Consider the following 18,405-nt stretch of genomic DNA (forward strand, 5'->3'; position numbering starts at 1 on the left):
AATTCAAAGGAGGTGCAGTATGGCATTGAAAGTATATCTGTCGGGGGAAATCCACACTGACTGGCGCGAGCAGATCGTGGAAGGCGCGCAGGGTCTCGATGTGAGCTTCAACAGCCCGGTGACCGACCACGCGGCGAGCGACGACTGCGGCGTTGCGATCCTTGGCGCAGAGGACAATAAATACTGGCATGACCACAAGGGTGCGATGGTCAATGCGATCCGGACGCGCAAGGGGATTGCAGATGCCGATGTGGTTGTCGTGCGGTTTGGCGAGAAATACAAACAGTGGAACGCGGCCTTTGATGCGGGCTATGCGTCTGCCTTGGGAAAATCCCTGATTATCCTGCATGGGCCAGACCACGCGCATGCTTTGAAAGAGGTCGATGCCGCAGCACTTGCCGTCGCGGAAGATCCCAAGCAGGTCGTTGATATTCTGCGGTATGTGTTGACCAGCACTTTGCCTTCGTAACCGAAAGCCCCGAGCCGCAGGTGATCTGCGCTCTGTTTTCTGGTCCCGGCGCTCATTGACGCGCCGGGCCTGTTTTTCCCCCGTGGATGCGCCTTACAACACGGCTCTCATATGTTAACCAAAGGTTAACGGCCATGTTCAGGGCCGTCATTAACAGTACGAGGGAAAAATGCTCAACGAATTTAAAACCTTTATTTCAAAGGGAAACGTCATGGATATGGCGGTCGGTATCATCATTGGTGCTGCCTTTACTGCCATCGTTTCGTCTCTGGTCGCTGACCTTGTGAACCCGTTTATCGCGCTTTTCACCGGTGGCATCGACTTCTCCGGGTGGTTCTATGCGCTGGACGGCGAAACATATGCGTCACTTGCAACGGCGACTGAAGCAGGTGCGCCGGTCTTTGCTTTTGGCAACTTCATCATGGCCGTGATCAACTTTATCATCATCGCCTTTGTGGTTTTCATGCTGGTCAGGACCGTCAACCGCATAAAAGATGCAGCTGAGGGTGAAAAGGAAGCTGTCGCCGAAGAACCCGCCGGTCCAACCGAGCTGGATATTCTCAAGGAAATCCGCGACGCTTTGGCCAAACAAAGCTGATCGTTCTACATGATAAAAAAAAGGGCCTGCCGGCAATTACCGGCAGGCCCTTTGCTATGTGCTGGGGCGCGCGCTGCGGAAAGCCGGCGTATCAGTTCCCGCCCAAGTTAAGCGCAGGCAATGCAAGCCCGCCCTGTCCCGAGGTTTGAAGCGGGGCCACACCGCCAACAGGCGCGCTTGTGATTGAGGCCTTGATGATGGCGTTGCGCTCGGCTGTCTTACTGGGCACGAACACTGGTTGCGCGCCTTGCTCCATTGAGGCGATGGCCGTTTGGTACCAGCCGGTCGATGCGGCAGGTGACTTCGCAGTGCCAAAGCCCCAGCGCAGGTGATGGCCCATGATTTCGCTATAAGGCATCTGGCCAGCGGCAAGCATCGAAGCTGCACCGCCAAGCGCCATCTGCGCGTCGTCCTGACGATAGCCGAGGCCCAGACAAATCTGCCCGTAAGCGCCAGCGGTCTGCATATTGCCTTGGAAAACGCTTCCCGCCACTTGCTGCGCTTGTGTTGCGACAAGTTTGACGTCGCCAGTGCCGATCTGCGCAATTGCCGGTGCCATCGCTTGCGCGATCTGACTGCATTGTCCCGCAAAGACGTCTTCGTTTTGACCTGTCTGGCTGATCAACCCCTGACTTTGTGTGATTGAGAACGCACGCGCCTCGCAGAATTGCTCTCCAAGGGCCTGTTCGGGGTCGTTGATGTTGTTTGCAAGGATCACACCCTGATTGGCTTGCGTCATGCCAGATACCAGTTCGCAATGGCTGGCCATGGAGGTGACAGCCTGCTGCGCGCCAAAGGTGATCGGTGCGATTGAAAGCGGCGCCTGAGCTTGCTGTACGCCCGCATTGTTGTTGAAGCCGCCGTTGTTGGCATTGCGGTCAACGACGCCATTGTTATTCTGAACGTTGTCTACCTGACCACCATTGTTTCGGAAACGGTTGGCGTAGTTCGGGTCAGCGAAGGCCTTGAGCAGGCCCCGTGTGCCCTCATTCGCGACAACCTCCGGATAGGCGGCACCGCCGCCTGCCTGAAGCCGCTGATGCGCACCGACAAGTTGTGAGCGCTGCCAGTCATCCAATCTGCCGGTGGGCTGCCATCCCATGTAGTTCTGGTATTCGGAAATTCCGGCACGCGAGCGCGGCCCAAGGGATCCATCGGCGGCGCCGACGTTAAATCCGAAGCCGTTCAGGGATGCCTGCACTTCACGGTTCTGCTGGCGTTGGTAGTTGCTGATCGATGATCGTTGCTTTTGTTGTTTCTGCGCGCGTTGGTTTTTGCCAATCTGATTGTTGAGCAAAGCGCCCAAGGCGGCCCCGGCGACAAAGCCCCCGATTGTGCTGTCTGCCTTTGCGCTTGTTGATGTGATCATCAAAGTAGCTGCCACAACAGCCGCAATTCCATTTCGCTTTTTCATATCCAATACCCCACAGAAAAATCTTTAATTTGCCTGATTAAATCAGATTCGCCCCTCCGCTGCACGGTTTTTTTCCACAGTTACGGGGATTTGATCGGCAAAATATCACCTGATTTAAGTGATATCTGTCGAAAACCGCGCCCAATTTACCCCGCGCTTGTCCAAAAGGCCGGGTGGGCGCCTATTGCACCGACTGATTGCCACACGACGATTGACGTCAATTTTTTTATGCCGTTATCTGGAGGCGCGGGAGCAAGGGAGTAGATCTTGTGCATGGTGACATGCGTCTGTTTTTCTTCATTCTTTAAGCGTCTGACAGCAGGTCGGAGCATTCAACCGCGCAGTTTTGATTTTGTACCGGCGCTTACCGGTGCGCCAGTTATTTTGCGGAGCCTGACATGGCCGAACACTTTTTGACCAAGACGCGCATTGACCTGAGCCGTTGCATTGATGCGGGCGAGGCACCTGCGGTCGAACAATACGAGGCATTCAACGCGCTGCTGATGGCCAAGGCAGGCCCTGATGTTGCCAAGCTTTTTGCTGAACCATTGGTCAGCAAGGGCAATGATCAGGCCGCGTCGACAGTCTCGTGGTATTGTGATCGGGCGGGGCAGGGCGTGCCCCTGTCGAAACTTGATACGGCTGAGCAAAACGAAGTTGCAACGGCCCTGCGCGCGCGTTTGTCCACGTTGAAGGACCTGTTGGATGATCCCGAGGCCGCGCCTTTTGTGGCTGCAGCATTACACATCGGCGGTGCGGGCGATATCTGGGCGGTAGGCGGTCATCCTGTCATCGTGAACTGGGGTTTGATGCCGGCGGAAGGGTCAGACGCTGCGACCCGTTCGATGCATTACGCGCGCACGCTCGGACCTTATCTGGCAATGGATGGCGCACCACCCCTGACGGAACAGGAACAGGAACAGCGTCGGGGTGACAAGGTCGCCGCGGTCGCGGCCGCCTCAGCCATCGCTGGCGTGGCGGCGGGCAGCGCAGTGAGCGCTGGCACGTCCGATGCAGCCCAGCCTGACGCGCAGGCGGATGTGGCGACCGGCGCAGGCGCCTCCGCAGGCGGATCAACCGATGATCCGTCAATACCCGTTGCAGAGCAAAGACCTGCCCGGGGGCGCGTACCGCTGATCGCCTGGGTGCCGCTGGTTCTGCTCTTGCTGCTTTTCGGGGGGGCTCTGGCCTGGCTGCTGGTGCCGGGGAACCGCATTTTTGCGGATGATGGTGTGCAACCTGCAATCACGGATGAGGATACACTGCGGGCCGCCCGCGAGATCAACCGCGCGCTGGAACAACGGCTGGCCGATCTGAACGTGGCGCTTGAGGGCGCTGTCTGTCGTGCGGATGGCACGTTGCTGATGCCGGATGGGATGACCATTGAAGGTTTGCTTCCACCGGGTTTCGATGAAGGCACGTTGCGTGCGGGCGAGATCATCAAAGCGGACCGCACACCGATCCTGCCCCCCGCCTCTGATCGGGTGATGATCCCTCCGGCGGACGGGGTTATTCCCGACACCGCGACTTTGCTCAACCACATTGATGACCGCACCGCGATGGTGGTCGCCGTCTCCGATCAGGGCACAGGCACGGGCACGGGGTTTTTCGTGGGTCCGGATTTGCTTGTTTCGAACTTTCATGTGGTCGAAGGGGCGGATGCGCAGAATATCTTCGTGGTGAGCAAGGCGATGGATGGGCTCAAGCGTGTCGAAGTGTTGAAATCGTTGGGCCCTGTGGCCGAAGTCGGTGCGGATTTTGCCCTGCTGCGGGTGCTTGATGTGAACCAGCCGTTTTATACGCTGCGGCAAAGCGATCAGTCGATGCGGCTGCAATCGGTCATTGCTGCGGGCTATCCCGGCGATGTATTGCGGATCAACAGCGACTTTCAGGCGCTCAGCAGCCGCAACAATTTTGACGTACCAGATTTGATCGTCACCGACGGCACCGTGAACTCAGAGCAATCGCTTTCGGATCAGGCGCGCGCTGTGATCCATTCAGCACCTTTGTCGGGCGGCAATTCAGGGGGGCCACTGGTTGACATGTGTGGCCGCGTGGTGGGCGTCAATACCTTCGTCTATCAGGGCGAACTTCGGAACCTGAACTTCGCGCTTTCCATCGATGACTTGCTGGAATTTTTGGCGGGTACACCTGCGGCCCCCGTCATATCGAGCGATGTTTGCGAGCCTTTGGTTGCGCGACCTGCGCCTGTTTCTGCTTCGGCGGGGCAGTGACGGGTTAATGGTATGAATGAATCCTTTCTGACCAACACCTCGACCGAAGGGTTGCAGCCGCTGGGCACGGCCCCTCAGCGGTCCTATGAACTTGTCAGCGACACCGTGCGCGAAGCTTGCGGTGAGGCCGCCGCCGCGCTTTTTGCGGAGCCCGTACCGACGCAATACGGGGATCGGTTTGACTGGTACGCCACGGTGGACGGGCAGGCGGTTCCGCTTGCCGCACTGGAAGATCCCGAGCCGGTGCGCGAGGTCCTTGCCGGGCTTGTGGCCAAGATCAAGGATTTGGCTGATGAGCTGATGGCCTCAAAGCTGGCCGAAAAACAGCGCCTCGGCGAAGCATTGGCCAATGCGCTCGAAATCCCGGACGAAGACGCGATTTTTGTCATTCAGGGCGCGGACGGCGGTGCACCACAACCGGTTCTGGTGAACTGGGCATGGACCAAAGACGCGCAAGTGGCGGTGCGCGGCGTGCTGACGGGCATGGACACGCGCGCCCCGGCACAACGTCCCGGATATGTGCCGCCTCCTGCGGCGGCTGCGGCGATGCCATTGGCGGCGGGCGCGGGAACAGCGGCGGTGGCCGGTGTCAGCGCCATTTGGTGGTGGCTGGTCTGGCTCGGCTGGTTGCTGCTGGCGCTGCTGATTGCTTCGGTCATCTATTTGATGATCGAACCCTGCGCGCTGCGGATTTCCTGGCTGCCCAATACCTGTGAGCGTGTCGAGGAAATCCCCGACACGCTCTATGAAGAGCGGCTGCTGCTGGAGGATCAGATCACGCAGGTGCAAAAGGAAATCCACATCAAAGATCGCCTCTGCCAGCCTGATTTTGCCCTGCTGCCGATCCCGGACCCTGACGCGGTGGTGCCACCCGAGACCGGCGTGCAACCCAGCCTGCCGATTGACCCGGAGGTCGATGACCGCGCAGACCGGGCGGGTGCGGAACGTGGGGATTTGTCCTTCACGCTGATCTGGGAAGGGTCTGATGATCTGGACCTGCACACCACCTGCCCGGCGGGTGATACGCTGTTTTTCCTCGACAAGGTTCAGTGTAACGGTGAGATGGATCTGGACATGAACGGCTTTCAGGTTGTGCCCGACCCGGTTGAGAATACCTATTTTACGGATCCGCTGCCGGGCGATTACCGCGTGCGGGTGCATCTCTATCGTCAACGCGACGGAAACGCGCCCCGCAGCTTTACGCTGCAAATCCGCGAAGGGGACCGGGTCACCACGCAAAAAGGAACGGTTTCGGTGGGTGCAGAAAACTGGCAGTATACCTACCGGTACGGGGGAAAATGATGTTTGAAGAGAGTGTCGGACAATTAAAGCAGCTGGTTGATTTCGGAGAAGAGATCGCGCTGGTGCCCTATAGCGGGGTGCAGATGCTCGATTTCGGCTTTGATCTGGACGCGCTTGAGATCAAGGCATCCAAGTTCATCGAGCGTGTAACCCGCGAGGAAGCAGGCGAGGTGGAACGCACGCTGATCCCGCTCAGCGGCAATGACGAACGTGATCTGCCGATCCTTGAGGCTGCGCTGGAAACCGATGATGCCTATTCGATCCGGCCCATCGCGGCGCTGGAGCCATTCCTGGAGAAATGGGTTCCGGTGCCTGTGCTGCGGATGAAAAGCCAGCGGGGACCCAGCGGCGAAGAGCGTTTTGATCCCGGCCCCTCAAGCTGGGCGCGGATGCGAATTGTTGAACTTGAAACCCCCGATCCCGAAACGGGCCATACGCACCGCGTGCAACTCGCACTTGATACCAACCTGATGGCGGGGGGGCAGCCCTCGCATTACATCGCACCCGAAGTTGCGGATGCCGAAAAGCCGCGCGATTTCCGCCTTGTGTCGGAGCCTGCGCATATGGACTGGTTCCTGCGCCGCCTTGAGGAAGCCGAAGACGGCAGCCTGATTGATTTGCAGGTCTGGGTGTCGGATTGGCTCAAGGAACTCTTCATGAGTTTCAAACGCGCAGCGCGTCCGGGGCGCACTGTGCTGGAAGAAAACCTGCCGCATCAGTTTGAGCACTGGGCGCGGTATCTGGCCTATCTCAACCTCGTGCAGCAGGCCGTGTCGCCGCCCAAGATGCGGTTTGTGAATACGGTCGCGGACCGGGATGCGGTCATGCCGGTCGGCGTCGATCTGGTGCTCGACATCGGCAACAGCCGCACCTGCGGCATTCTGATCGAGCAGTTCGCGGGTGAAAGCCGCGTTGATCTGGCGCGCTCCTTTCCGCTGGAAATTCGCGACCTGTCGCGCCCCGAATTCATGTATTCCGGTCTGTTCCAAAGCCGGGTGGAGTTTGCCGAACTGCGCTTTGGCGATGAACGCTTTGCCAGCCGGTCCGGGCGACGCAACGGGTTTTTATGGCCAAGCTTTGTGCGCCTTGGCCCTGAAGCCGTGCGACTGGTGCAGGGAGAAGAAGGAACCGAAACGGTATCGGGTCTCTCCTCGCCCAAACGCTATCTTTGGGATGATGCGGCGGTCTCGCAGGACTGGCGGTTTCACGATCACATGGATGTCAACAACCTGCCCAAGGCGGTGCGCGCGGCCATGCGCCACCTGAATGAAGCGGGCGATGTTATCAAGCAGTTGCAAAAAGACATTGAGAGCGGTCTGCGCACCGCCGGGACCGCCAGCACCACGGCGGCGATCCGGCCCCGGTTTTCACGCTCGTCGCTCTATGGGTTTATGCTGGCGGAAATCATTGCCCATGCGCTTATTCAGGTAAACGATCCGGCGTCCAGGTCGCGCCGCGCACAAAGCGATCTGCCGCGCAAACTCAACCGGATCATCCTCAGCCTGCCCACGGCGACCTCCATTCAGGAACAGGCGATCATGCGGTCCCGCACCGAAGGGGCGTTGCAGCTCGTGTGGTCCATGCTGGGCATTACGGACAGCACCAAGAATTCGATTTCCGGCAAGCCCGAATTGAAAATCGAATGGGACGAAGCCAGTTGCACGCAGCTTGTCTATCTCTACAGCGAACTGACGCAAAAGTTTGAAGGCCGCATCGACACATTCCTGACCCTCAAAGGCAAGAAACGTCAGCTTGAAGGGCAAAAGGAGGCGGTGCCAACGCTCAGGCTGGCATGCGTCGATATTGGCGGCGGTACAACCGATCTGATGGTCACGACCTACCGGGGCGAGGCCAACCGCGTGCTGCACCCCGAACAGACCTTCCGCGAGGGGTTCCGGGTGGCGGGTGATGATCTGGTCCACCGGGTGGTCAGCGCCATCGTGATCCCGCGCCTGCAGGAAAGCATCGAAGCGGCCGGTGGCTCTTATGTCGCGGAAAAGATGCGGGAACTCTTTGGCGGGGACCGGGGCGGTCAGGACCAACAGGCCGTGCAGCGGCGCCGTCAGTTTTCCGTGCGTGTGCTGGTGCCTTTGGCTGAAGCGATCCTGTCTGTTTCCGAGGCTTCCGAAGAATTTGACCGGATTGATCTGAACCTGTCAGAGGTGCTCGGACTTGAGGTGCCTGACGAGGATGCGACCGAAGAAGAGCTAGAGGCGTTTACCCCGCTTGAGGTGCTCAGCTACCTTGAGCGCGCGGCGGCGGATTGTGGCGCTGAAAACTGGCATCTGTCCGATATCGTACTCAGCACCTCCCGCGAGGACGTGGACGCGATCTCGCGCGAGGTGTTCCAGAAGGTCCTCAGCAATATGTGCGAGGTCATAGATCATCTGGGCTGTGATATCGTGTTGCTGACCGGGCGGCCATCGCGTCTGCCGGCTGTGCGCTCGATCGTAGAAGAGATGATGGTCGTACCGCCGCACCGTCTGATCTCGATGCATAAATATAAGACCGGGCGCTGGTATCCGTTCCGCGATCCAATCACGCAACGCATCGGTGATCCGAAATCCACCGTTGCCGTGGGCGGCATGCTGATTGCGCTCTCCGAAAGCCGTATTCCCAACTTTAAGGTCACGACCGAAGCGTTTCAGATGCGCTCAACCGCGCGGTTCATTGGTGAGATGGACCGCAACGGGCAAATCCTGCGGGAACGCGTGCTGTTTTCCGACATTGATCTAGATAAAAAGGGCAAATCCGGGGACCAGACGGCGGAACTCAAGATGTTTTCGCCGGTTCATATCGGATCACGCCAGTTGGATCTGGAACGCTGGACCACGACGCCGCTGTTCCGACTGGATTTCAACAACAGCAATGCACCGGGGGCGCAGAAACGGCCAACACCGTATCAGGTGACGCTGGAAAAAGACGAAGGTGATGACGACGACGAGCAGACATCGGTCGCCAAGCTGCGCCGTGAAAGTCTGCGCGAGGCCTTCAAGATCGCTGAGCTGCTGGATGGGGAGGGCGATGAAATGAAGGTCAGTGAATTGGTGCTGAAACTGCAAACTCTCGGCTTTGACGATGACTATTGGATCGATACCGGGGTCTATAGAATATGAGAATGTGCAAGATAGAAATGGTGCGGTCCGATGTCTGAGAATAATATACTTGCAGATCGCTGCGTAGAGGTGTCGCAACTGACACGCGACGCGCTTGCCTGGGTCAACCACGAGGAAAACAGCGACACTGTCGGGCCGCGGCACAAAAGCCTGACCAAGCTGCTGCGCAAGAGCGCGCGGCGCGCCGAACGGCTGGGCAAATCGGCCCGCACCAATATGTCGGTGAGCGTTTTTGGCCCCTCGCAGGCGGGTAAATCCTTTCTGGTGTCGGTTCTCGCGCGCCCGACGGATGGACGGCTTGCCGCCGAATTCAACGGACCCGGCGGGCAGCTTGATTACATCTCTCAGGTGAACCCGGCGGGGGATGGGGAATCGACCGGTCTGGTCACACGGTTCACGATGACCAAGGCCGCGACGCCCGATGGTTTTCCGATCCAGCTGAACCTCTTGTCCGAGGCCGATATCGCGCGCACCATCATCAACAGTTTTTATGAGGATGGCGATCAGTCCGAAACACCGCCCGAACCCGAAGACCTCAAGGCACATTTCGCTGCCCATACCAGCAAGGCCGGGGCGGGAGAGGTGCCAGGCCTGTCGTTCGAAGAGGTCTATGAAATCGCCGAATATGTCGAAAACACATTCGGCAAGGTCGCCTATGCCAGCCATTTGCGTGGGTTTTGGGATGAGGCGGCGAGCCTTGCGCCCAATATGTCGATCAAGGACCGTGGCGATTTTCTGTCGATCCTCTGGGGTGGGTATCAGCCGCTGACGGACCTTTATGTCAAACTGTCCTCCGCCCTGACGCTGATCGACAACGCCGAAGAGGTCTATGCCCCCCTTGAGGCGCTGCAACCGCGCGAGACGTCAATCATTGACGTCAACACGCTCAGCGGGCTTTTCGGGCCTGAAAATGAGGACACGCTGCCGATCCGCACACCCTCGGGTAAAGTGGCGCAGATGAACCGCGCGGTGGTCTGTGCGCTCGCAGCCGAACTGGTTTTTCCGATGGCGGAGCAGCCGTCAGATTTCTTTGCCGAAACCGACTTGCTGGATTTCCCCGGAGCGCGCAACCGGTTTGAATTGCCGCTGACCAAGACGCTGGAAAATCCCGAAGAGGGCGTGACCAACATGCTTTTGCGCGGCAAGGTTGCCTATCTCTTCGACCGCTACGTGGCCAATCAGGAAATCACTTCCATGCTGCTCTGCGTGCCCGACAGCAATATGGACACGGTCAGCCTGCCGGGGCTGGTCGAAAACTGGATTTCCATGACCCATGGTGCCACGCCGCAGGAACGGGCCAAGAACGACTGCATCCTGTTTTTTGTCATGACCAAGTTTGACAAACACTTGGGCGAAAGCGCCTCCGGCGGCTCTTCGACAGAACGCTTCGAAAGGCGGATGGACGCGTCCCTGCTCAAGGCGTTTGGCAAATTACGCGACAGTTGGGTGCATAAATGGACGCCCAGCCAGCCGTTCCAGAACTGTTATTGGCTGCGCAATCCGAACTATTTCGTCGAAGGTCTGATCAATTACAACGAGGATGAGACGGAAAAGGAAATCCGCGCGGAAAAACTGGACCGGGTGGCGGAACTCAAGGAAGGGTGTCTGTCAACAGAAGCAGTGACATCGCATTTCAAAGAGCCGGAGGTCGCATGGGACGCGGCCCTGACCCTGAATGATGGGGGTGTGGGCTATCTGACGCAGGAGCTGACGAAGGTCTGCAAGCCGGAAAGCAAGATGGGGCAAATCTCGGCTCAGTTGGATAAGATGACGAACGACGTTCTGGGGGAATTGCGCGATCTCTATGTATCTGACGATATCGAAACGCGGATTGAAGAAAAGCGGGATGCTGCGGCGCAGATCATCGACTGCCTTGAGCTGACGCTGCAAAGTCACCGTTTCGGGGCCTTCATAAACGCGCTCTGTGTGGATCAGGATGCAATTGAGGATCGGATCAGCCGGGTGCCAAGCTCCATCCGGATCAGTCAGGCGGTAGGTTCTTCCGCAATGGAAAGCACATCCACCGGCGGGGCTGCATCCCCGCCACGCCCCGGTGGCGCATCACGCCCCTCGCGCCCCGGTAGGCCAAACCGCCCGGGCAAACCAGCGCCCGTGGCAGTTGAGGTCGACACGGATGCAACCGCCAAGACAGCGTCGCTGATCCGCACCATGTCGTCAGAGGATTTTCAGGCTAACACCGCCATTGATATCTGGATCGAACACTTAAGCCAGTTGCGCGAGGATGCAGACCGCTTGGCGACCTTCAGTCTGACCCCTGAAGCGGCGGCGGATCTGGTGCGCGAATTGGTGCATGGGTTCCGGCGCACTGATGTTGCATCGGACATGAAAACCCTGCTCAAGGCGATTGATTACGGGCTGACCGTTGACAAACAGGCACCACCCGCCGCCATCGTCTGCGCCGAGACAATCAATAGTTTCGTACATTCTCTGGGTGCGGAAAAGCTGTCGGACAAAGACCGCCCGGTGATCGAATTGCAAGACGGCAACAGCCGGATGGCGTTTGAAGCGCGCCCGGCCTCTGATACGGCGTTTGATCTGCCGCAGGAACAACGCGCTGCCGCCGAAGACTTCTGGACGGATTGGGTATATATGCTGGAGACGCTGTTTGTCGGAAACGCCAAAGATGGCGACGCGGGCGAAATCAACATCGAGCAGAACATGGCCATCGGGCGCGTGGTCAATGGGCTTGATGCTGAACAGGCCGCGTAAGGGTCGATGAATACGAGAGAGGTAAAGCGGTGATTTCAGTCAAACCCGATCCGGCGCACCCCCGCGGGGGCCATGCGGAGCTTTCGGTACCAGAGGACAAACTGGTCGGCGAGACCGCGCAGGTTGCTGTTTTCGACAATTATTCCGAACGCTTTCTGGGGGAATCAGGCTGGCAGCCGGTCAAGGTTATGTTCGGCCCCTACGCGGTACGGCGCGAAGGGGGGCAGGCGCATCTGGTGATCGGCCCCGAGATCGTGAACCAGATCGAGGAATACGCGAACGTCAAGCTGATGGTGGGTGATGCCGAACAGGATGTAAGCTGGCCCGATGATGTGGTTCCTGCACCGGGCGCTGCGAAAATCGGCGGCATCATGGGCACGAAAGCCGCAGAAGTCACAGCCGCAAGTGCGCTGAGCGCCAAAATGCCGGAACCGGAGCCTGAACCTGCCGAGGTGGAACCTATCCCGGAACCGACCCCAGCCCCGACAGTGGAACCGGTGGAAACGCCTCCGTCCAAGGGCAAAGGCGGCCTGATCGCCGGTCTGGTGGTTGTGCTGCTTTTGGCGGCTGCTCTGGCCTATTGGTTGCTTGCGACGGACGACACACCTGTCACACCCGTGGCCGAACCAGTGATCGCGCCTGCGCCAGTGGCTGAGGCGAGCGATTCCTGCGCGGCAGATGCGCTGCGCGCTCTTGAGGGGTTTGTGGCACAATCAGCAGCGCTGCGGGGGTGTGCGGGTACGGCATCAGCCGATACGGCCCTTGGTCTGGTTGAGCGTGCGGCGGCGGCAGGGGACGCGGATGCCTTGGTGCTGTTCGGCACGGTCTATGACGGCGAAGCGGTGGATGCGGTGATCGAGGATCAGATTGGTCTGACCTTCGGGGATGAACCGGCAACGGCGGCGGAGTATTATGCGCGCGCTGTCGCGGCAGGATCCACTGAGGCAAGTGAGAAGCTGGCTGCCTTGTGCACACGGATGGCCGATATGACAGACACATTGGTGCAGGGTGCCGTCACCGATTATTGTGGCAATTAGGGAGATGGGTATGCGCATGCGGTTGGTGGTGATGGTCATGGCGGCCCTGTCTTTCTGGGCCTCTGCACTGGCGGCTCAACCCTTGCTGATGGAGGGCACCAATACGGTGTTTCAGCGCGTGCTGACACGCCCCGCCGCCACCCTGCACAGTGCCGTTGACGGCGCTGTGATCGAACAGATCCCCGCGTTTCAGCCGTTTTACGTCTTTGCGGATCAGGGGGAATGGAAACAGATCGGACCGTCCATTTCCAAGGAGCCAACCGGATGGGTTAAGACGGATCAGACCGTTGAATGGAAACAGAATATCGTCGGTGCCTTTACCAATGCCGCCGGGCGAGAACGCCAGCTGGTGTTTCAGAGCGAAGAGGATTTGCGCTGGCTGTTGAACCACGAAGCCTTGCCGCAGGTGCAGGAGCGTTTGCTGGCCGAGGCCTCGGCGGGGATATCGCAGGGCAACAACGGTGTTGTCTCTGTTGAGCCGGAAGAGTTCGTCAACATCCGCGAAGACCTCTATGTGATGCCGATCCTCGATTTTGTCGAAGACCTGCATCCGCTCAACTACGAGGATATTCTGTTGATGGAGGTGGCCTCTGTCCCGCTCAAGGCGGAAAGTGGCGTGCAAAACAACGCGGATCAGGGCAATGCGGCCTTTGACGTCGGTATCGTCTTTGTGTTCGACACGACCCAGTCGATGGAGACCTATATCGCGCGCACGCAGAAAGTGCTGCAAAACACGGTTCAGGAGATTTCAGGGACCGAGATTGGCAAGCTGGTGAACTTTGGGGCCATCGGGTTTCGCGACAACACCGATGTTGTGCCTGAACTGGAATACCGCACCAAGGTCCTTGCAGATATCAAACGGCGCGATGACCAGTCCGAAGTGTTGAACGCGATTGCCAACACACGGGTTGCCATCGCCAATTCGCCCGGTTTCAACGAAGACAGTCTGGCTGGCATCGAGGATGCGATTGACCTGATTGACTGGCAGCAAGAGGGATCGGGCGACCCTATTGATGCGCGCTATATCATTCTGGTCACGGATGCCGGGCCAAAAGACCCGCGTGATCCGAATGCACGCTCGCAGATCGGGGTTGAGGAGTTGCAAGCCGATGCAGAGGGCAAGAACATCGTGACGATGACGCTGCATCTCAAAACGCCGACCGGGGGCGAGGCTAACCATGCCTATGCCGAAGGTCGTTACCGTGCGCTGTCGACCTTTGCGGGCCGTCAGTTCTATTTCCCCATCGAGGGCGGATCAGAGGAAGCGTTCGAGGGTGTCGCAACCCGGCTGGTCACGGCCATCACCGATCACGTGCGCACCGCGCGCGGTGAAACCTCGGTCCTGAGCGAGGACGAGGCCGGCGAAGATCTGGTGGCCTTGGGCCGCGCCATGCGCTTGGCCTATCTGGGATCACAACGCGGCACGCAGGCCCCCGATGTGATCCGCGGGTGGGTCAGTGACAAGGCGGTGGAAGCGCCGCAATCGCTCGCCGTTGAACCGCGCTTGCTGATCACCAAAAATGAGATGGCGACAATGGCGGAACTGCTGGACAACCTGATCCGTCTGGGGGAGCAAAGTCAGGGTGGTGATGACGCGATGAACTTCTTTACGCAGGTGCGGGGCGTGATTGCGGATATGGCAACCAACCCGGACCGGCGGCTGAACACGCAAGCCGATACGCTGGGCGGGGCGTTGGAATACCTTGAACAACTGCCCTATCGCAGCCAGCTTTTGCAAATGACCGAAGACCGCTGGGCGCAAAGTGCCATGCTGCGCCGGTCCATCATCGACGGGATGCGCCAGAAGCTGACGCAATACCGCAAGTGGTTGTTTGACCCGCAGGTCTGGACCGCACTGCACGAAGGGGCAGATGATGGGGAGCTGGTCTTTGCCATGCCCTTTGACGTTTTGCCCTGAGGCGCGGCGATGGCCTATTCGCTCGCAATTGACGATCTGACGGTAACGCTTGGCGATGCAGAACGCCGCTTTACGCTGCAAGCGGGGCAGTGGTCGATTGCGGCGGGGGAGGTCATTGGGTTGACCGGACCATCGGGAACCGGCAAGACGCTGCTGCTTGAACTTCTGGGCATGTTGCGCGCGCCCGATCGCGGCAGCTATATCGCCACGCCACTGACAGGCACTGCTGGCACGCGGCAGGAATTTCACAGCTTCTGGCGGGACGCGAATGCCATGGCGCTTTGTGCCGGGGCGCGTGCGGGGTTCTTTGGCTTTGTACCACAGGCGGGCGGGCTGTTGCCGTTTCTGACCGTCACCGAGAACGTCGAAATCACGCAGCGGATTGCGCAGCGTCCTGACGAAAGCTGGCTCAAGGCGTTGTTGGGCGAATTGGGTCTGAACCAGATCGCGCATTTGCGCCCCGGTGCCCTGTCCATCGGTCAACGCCAGCGGGTGGCCATTGCACGCGCGCTTGCGCATCGCCCGTTTTGCGTGATCGCGGATGAGCCGACCGCAGCGCTCGACCCGGAAAATGCACAAGCCGCCATGGGTCTGTTGATTGAGGCCGCGCGCGCCGGAGGCACGGCGACCCTGTTGTCGAGCCACGACTACCCCACCTTGGAAAAATTCGAGATGCGGCGCATGGGGTTGCAGATCACCTCGGCACCGCATGACCCGAATGTGGTCAGCACCCTTGTGGCCATGGACAAACAACGGGCGACATCGCCATCTGATCGGGTAGACGTCTGATGCTGATCCTGCGTCTTGCCCTGCGTGATCTGTTTTTCCAGAAGGTTCATCTGATCTGCAACATCGCGGTGCTGGCCGGGGTTCTGGTGCCGCTTCTGGTTTTGTTCGGTGTCAAAAACGGCGTTTACAACGCGCTGATCGGGGAGTTGCTGAGCAACCCAAGGTCCGTGCAGATCGACACCTCCGGCAATGCCACTTTCTCCACAGCGGACGCCGAAACAGTTCGAGGCTGGCCCGAGGCTGGATTTGTAACGCTGAAAACACGCAGCCAGTTCGATTTCGTGAATGTACGGCTGGAGGGCGGGCGGCAAAAACGCGACGCGATCCTGATCCCCAGTGGTGCAGGCGATCCCAACCTGCCCGAAGGTTTGGCGCTGGATGCAGGCGCTGCCGTGATCAGCGCGCAACTGGCCGATCAGCTTGAGATCAGCGTCGGGGACCGGATTGATGTCATCACACAGGCAGAGGACCGCCCGCGGCAACTGCGTATCCAGCTGGACGTGGTGGCGGTATTGCCGGCTGAACGCGCCTCCGGTCGCGCCGTGCTGGCGCAGATCGATATCCTTGATCTGGTCGAGGCGTTTTACGACGCCTACGCCCTGCCGGAATATGGTATCACGCAGGGCAAGCCACTGTCGGATCGCGCGGCAGTTTTCGAGGGTATGCGCGTGTACGCCGTTGGTCTGCAAGAACTTGCGCCTCTTCAAAACCGGATTGAAAGTGAATTCGGAATCCGCACCGAAGCCCGCACCGCTGAGGTGCAGGGTGTCCTGAACCTTGGGCGCAACCTCAACCTTGCGCTCTTGCTGACCGCATCAGTTGCCAGTCTGGGACTGGCCGCAGCGCTGGTGTTTGGCTTTTGGGGCGAAGTGCAACGCAAGCGGCAGGTTTTGGCGTCACTTGCGCTGATGGGGCTGGGTGGGCAACGCTTGTGGCTGTTTCCGATGGTGCAGGCGCTGGTGTCTTCTGCGCTGGCTTTGGTGGTCTCCTTTGCCTTGCTGGGCCTTGCTGCATTGGTGGCAGAGCAGATGTTCGATACCGGTCTGGCCGCAGGCGGACTGGTGCAGATAACAACGGGGCAGGTCATGGCGATTGTGGTTGCCGTCAGTGTTTTCGTGATCGCCTCGTCGCTGTTTGCGGCGCGTGCGGTTCTGCGCATTGATCCGGCAACGGTGTTGAGAGAAGGGGCAACATGAAACATGTCATAGGTCTGTTGATGCTCTTGCTGAGCGCGGGGGCATCTGTTGGACAGGAAACGGACAGCGCGACATGGGATGCGGATCTGATTGATCCGGCCGGGGGGGCGGATTTGATCCTGCCGTTGCCCTGTGGCGGTGGCATGGCGTTTCAGCGGGTCGCGGTGCCGGTCGATGTGGCGGACCCGATTGATGATCGGCCGTTTCGCATGGGCCAGTCGCAGGAATCCACCGGCTTTTCAGATTACCTGACCCCGGCGTTCCTGCGCGGCGCGTTCTATACGCAGGAGGGTTCGTATTACTATATCGCGCGCTATGAGATGAATGTCGCGCAATACCGCGCGCTGACGGGGGACTGCGATGCGCCGTTCGAACGCAGGGATCGTTTTGCCCAAGGCGATTTGAGCTGGTTCGAGGCGGTGAACCTGACCCGCCTGATGACGGAATGGATTTTGCAAAACGCAGCCGACAGCCTGCCTGCGCAGGGTACGCGCAAGGGTTTCGTGCGGCTGCCAACTGAGGTTGAATGGGAATATGCAACGCGGGGTGGGGCAAAGGTGGACCCGACGCTGTTCCCGGGTCGGCGGTTTTTTGAGGACGGTGCATTGTCTGACTATGCCCATTTTCAGGCCGCAGGTCAGGGGCGTGGCAAGTTGCGTCCCGTGGGGCTGCGCGCGCCAAATCCCGTGGGGCTGTTTGATGTCTATGGCAATGCCGAAGAGCTGATGCTTGAGCCCTTTCGTCTGAATGCGGTCGGCCGTCAGCATGGGCAGGCGGGCGGCGTGGTAACGCGCGGCGGTTCGATTGATACAACGCCCGAGAACATCTATTCCGCACAGCGACGCGAATATCCGATGTTCAACCCGCGTTCGGGCATGGCGCAAAGCGGCGGTTTTTTTGGTCTGCGCCCGGTGATCGGCGCGCATATCGTGACGGATGCCGATTATGATGCGATCCGGGATGGCTGGCTGGCCCGCGTTGAAACCGGTGAAACGTCGGAAAGTGCCGAACCCCTGACAGCGCTTGCCGCCTTGCTCGAAGAAGAGATCGACCCACGTCGCAAACAGGCGCTGAGCGATCTGCAACTGAGCTTCCGACTGGCCAGTGAAGCGGCGGAGACATCGACGCGGCAGGCGGCGAAATCAACCCTGATCAGCGGTGCGGCTTTTGTGGAAACCCTTGTCGAAGACGCGCGGGCGATCCAGCAGCTTGATCTGCAATTGCGCGCACTGCGCGATCAGGCCCGCGTGGCCGTCGGTACGCCGCAGCACCCGCAATTGATGGTCGCGTTTCGAAACACTCTGGAACGTCTGGGTCAGTTGCGCGAAGGGCAGGCGACCTATCTGCTGTCCTATCGGGCGGCTCTTGAGACGCTCACCAATGATGTGGAGGGTGCAACGCTGGATACCGCCTATCAGACCCTGTCGCAGGACCTGATCGAGGCCGAACAGGTCCCGTTTCTTGAGATGCTGCGCCTGTTCTGGCGCGATCTGGAAGCATATCGCGAACAGCCCGACATGAGCCAACAGGATTTGCTGGCGCTTGCGGTACGATAAACCCTAAAGCGTCATGCGAAAAACCTGAATCACATAACGCTGCCTG

The 18,405-nt window shown here is 59.3% G+C and carries 12 protein-coding genes; 11 read left to right on the plus strand and 1 reads right to left on the minus strand.

Translation table 11 applies throughout. The features are described from left to right. Positions 1-19: 19 nt before the first annotated feature. Together K5Q35_RS12720 and mscL are read left to right on the plus strand one after the other, a co-directional pair. Positions 20-469 (plus strand): YtoQ family protein, encoded by a 450-nt coding sequence (locus tag K5Q35_RS12720; protein ID WP_013960195.1) that lies wholly within the window; start codon positions 20-22, stop codon positions 467-469. 169 nt (positions 470-638) lie between these two features. Then, positions 639-1,067 carry a large conductance mechanosensitive channel protein MscL gene (gene mscL / locus K5Q35_RS12725; RefSeq protein WP_013960196.1) on the plus strand — a complete coding sequence of 143 codons (429 nt, stop codon included), beginning with the start codon at positions 639-641 and terminating at the stop codon, positions 1,065-1,067. Between the two features lie 91 nt (positions 1,068-1,158). Here mscL and K5Q35_RS12730 read toward each other — a convergent pair whose 3' ends face one another. Beyond that, positions 1,159-2,481 carry a peptidoglycan-binding domain-containing protein gene (locus K5Q35_RS12730; protein ID WP_013960197.1) on the minus strand — a complete coding sequence of 441 codons (1,323 nt, stop codon included), beginning with the start codon at positions 2,479-2,481 and terminating at the stop codon, positions 1,159-1,161. A 398-nt stretch (positions 2,482-2,879) separates the two neighbouring features. On the opposite strand from K5Q35_RS12730, the gene K5Q35_RS12735 reads away from it, so the two are divergent. From K5Q35_RS12735 to K5Q35_RS12775, 9 genes are read left to right on the plus strand one after another with little or no spacing between them, the layout of a single operon-like run. Then, the gene (locus K5Q35_RS12735) at positions 2,880-4,715 is read left to right on the plus strand and encodes a trypsin-like peptidase domain-containing protein (RefSeq protein ID WP_013960199.1); all 1,836 of its coding nucleotides are present in this window, start codon (positions 2,880-2,882) and stop codon (positions 4,713-4,715) included. Positions 4,716-4,727: 12 nt separating this feature from the next. Next, entirely contained in the window at positions 4,728-6,017 is a 1,290-nt protein-coding gene (locus K5Q35_RS12740; protein ID WP_220799826.1) for a hypothetical protein, read from the plus strand. Further along, positions 6,017-9,133: a virulence factor SrfB gene (locus K5Q35_RS12745; RefSeq protein ID WP_220799827.1), complete on the plus strand. Its 3,117-nt coding sequence runs from the start codon at positions 6,017-6,019 to the stop codon at positions 9,131-9,133. Before K5Q35_RS12740 ends, K5Q35_RS12745 begins: the two co-directional genes overlap by 1 nt. Positions 9,134-9,163: 30 nt before the next feature. Next, positions 9,164-11,863, plus strand: coding sequence for a putative virulence factor (locus K5Q35_RS12750; protein ID WP_220799828.1), 2,700 nt, complete (start codon positions 9,164-9,166; stop codon positions 11,861-11,863). 29 nt (positions 11,864-11,892) lie between these two features. Then, positions 11,893-12,900, plus strand: a complete 1,008-nt coding sequence (locus K5Q35_RS12755) for a hypothetical protein (protein WP_220799829.1) — start codon at positions 11,893-11,895, stop codon at positions 12,898-12,900. 10 nt (positions 12,901-12,910) lie between these two features. After that, positions 12,911-14,818 (plus strand): vWA domain-containing protein, encoded by a 1,908-nt coding sequence (locus tag K5Q35_RS12760; RefSeq protein ID WP_013960204.1) that lies wholly within the window; start codon positions 12,911-12,913, stop codon positions 14,816-14,818. A 9-nt stretch (positions 14,819-14,827) separates the two neighbouring features. Next, entirely contained in the window at positions 14,828-15,607 is a 780-nt protein-coding gene (locus K5Q35_RS12765; protein WP_220799830.1) for an ABC transporter ATP-binding protein, read from the plus strand. Further along, the gene (locus K5Q35_RS12770; protein WP_013960206.1) at positions 15,607-16,803 is read left to right on the plus strand and encodes a hypothetical protein; all 1,197 of its coding nucleotides are present in this window, start codon (positions 15,607-15,609) and stop codon (positions 16,801-16,803) included. Before K5Q35_RS12765 ends, K5Q35_RS12770 begins: the two co-directional genes overlap by 1 nt. Then, entirely contained in the window at positions 16,800-18,359 is a 1,560-nt protein-coding gene (locus tag K5Q35_RS12775) for an SUMF1/EgtB/PvdO family nonheme iron enzyme (RefSeq protein ID WP_220799831.1), read from the plus strand. The genes K5Q35_RS12770 and K5Q35_RS12775 overlap by 4 nt, the downstream gene beginning before the upstream one ends. Positions 18,360-18,405: the final 46 nt, after the last annotated feature.

Source organism: Roseobacter sp. OBYS 0001 (assembly GCF_019654895.1).
Lineage (GTDB): Bacteria > Pseudomonadota > Alphaproteobacteria > Rhodobacterales > Rhodobacteraceae > Roseobacter > Roseobacter litoralis.

Coding starts and splice junctions, on each gene's coding strand:
- mscL (WP_013960196.1), top strand. CDS start 639: ATGCTCAACGAATTTAAAACCTTTATTTCAAAGGGAAACGTCATGGAT.
- K5Q35_RS12735 (WP_013960199.1), top strand. CDS start 2,880: ATGGCCGAACACTTTTTGACCAAGACGCGCATTGACCTGAGCCGTTGC.
- K5Q35_RS12730 (WP_013960197.1), bottom strand. CDS start 2,481: ATGAAAAAGCGAAATGGAATTGCGGCTGTTGTGGCAGCTACTTTGATG.
- K5Q35_RS12765 (WP_220799830.1), top strand. CDS start 14,828: ATGGCCTATTCGCTCGCAATTGACGATCTGACGGTAACGCTTGGCGAT.
- K5Q35_RS12775 (WP_220799831.1), top strand. CDS start 16,800: ATGAAACATGTCATAGGTCTGTTGATGCTCTTGCTGAGCGCGGGGGCA.
- K5Q35_RS12720 (WP_013960195.1), top strand. CDS start 20: ATGGCATTGAAAGTATATCTGTCGGGGGAAATCCACACTGACTGGCGC.
- K5Q35_RS12745 (WP_220799827.1), top strand. CDS start 6,017: ATGTTTGAAGAGAGTGTCGGACAATTAAAGCAGCTGGTTGATTTCGGA.
- K5Q35_RS12760 (WP_013960204.1), top strand. CDS start 12,911: ATGCGCATGCGGTTGGTGGTGATGGTCATGGCGGCCCTGTCTTTCTGG.
- K5Q35_RS12750 (WP_220799828.1), top strand. CDS start 9,164: ATGTCTGAGAATAATATACTTGCAGATCGCTGCGTAGAGGTGTCGCAA.
- K5Q35_RS12770 (WP_013960206.1), top strand. CDS start 15,607: ATGCTGATCCTGCGTCTTGCCCTGCGTGATCTGTTTTTCCAGAAGGTT.
- K5Q35_RS12740 (WP_220799826.1), top strand. CDS start 4,728: ATGAATGAATCCTTTCTGACCAACACCTCGACCGAAGGGTTGCAGCCG.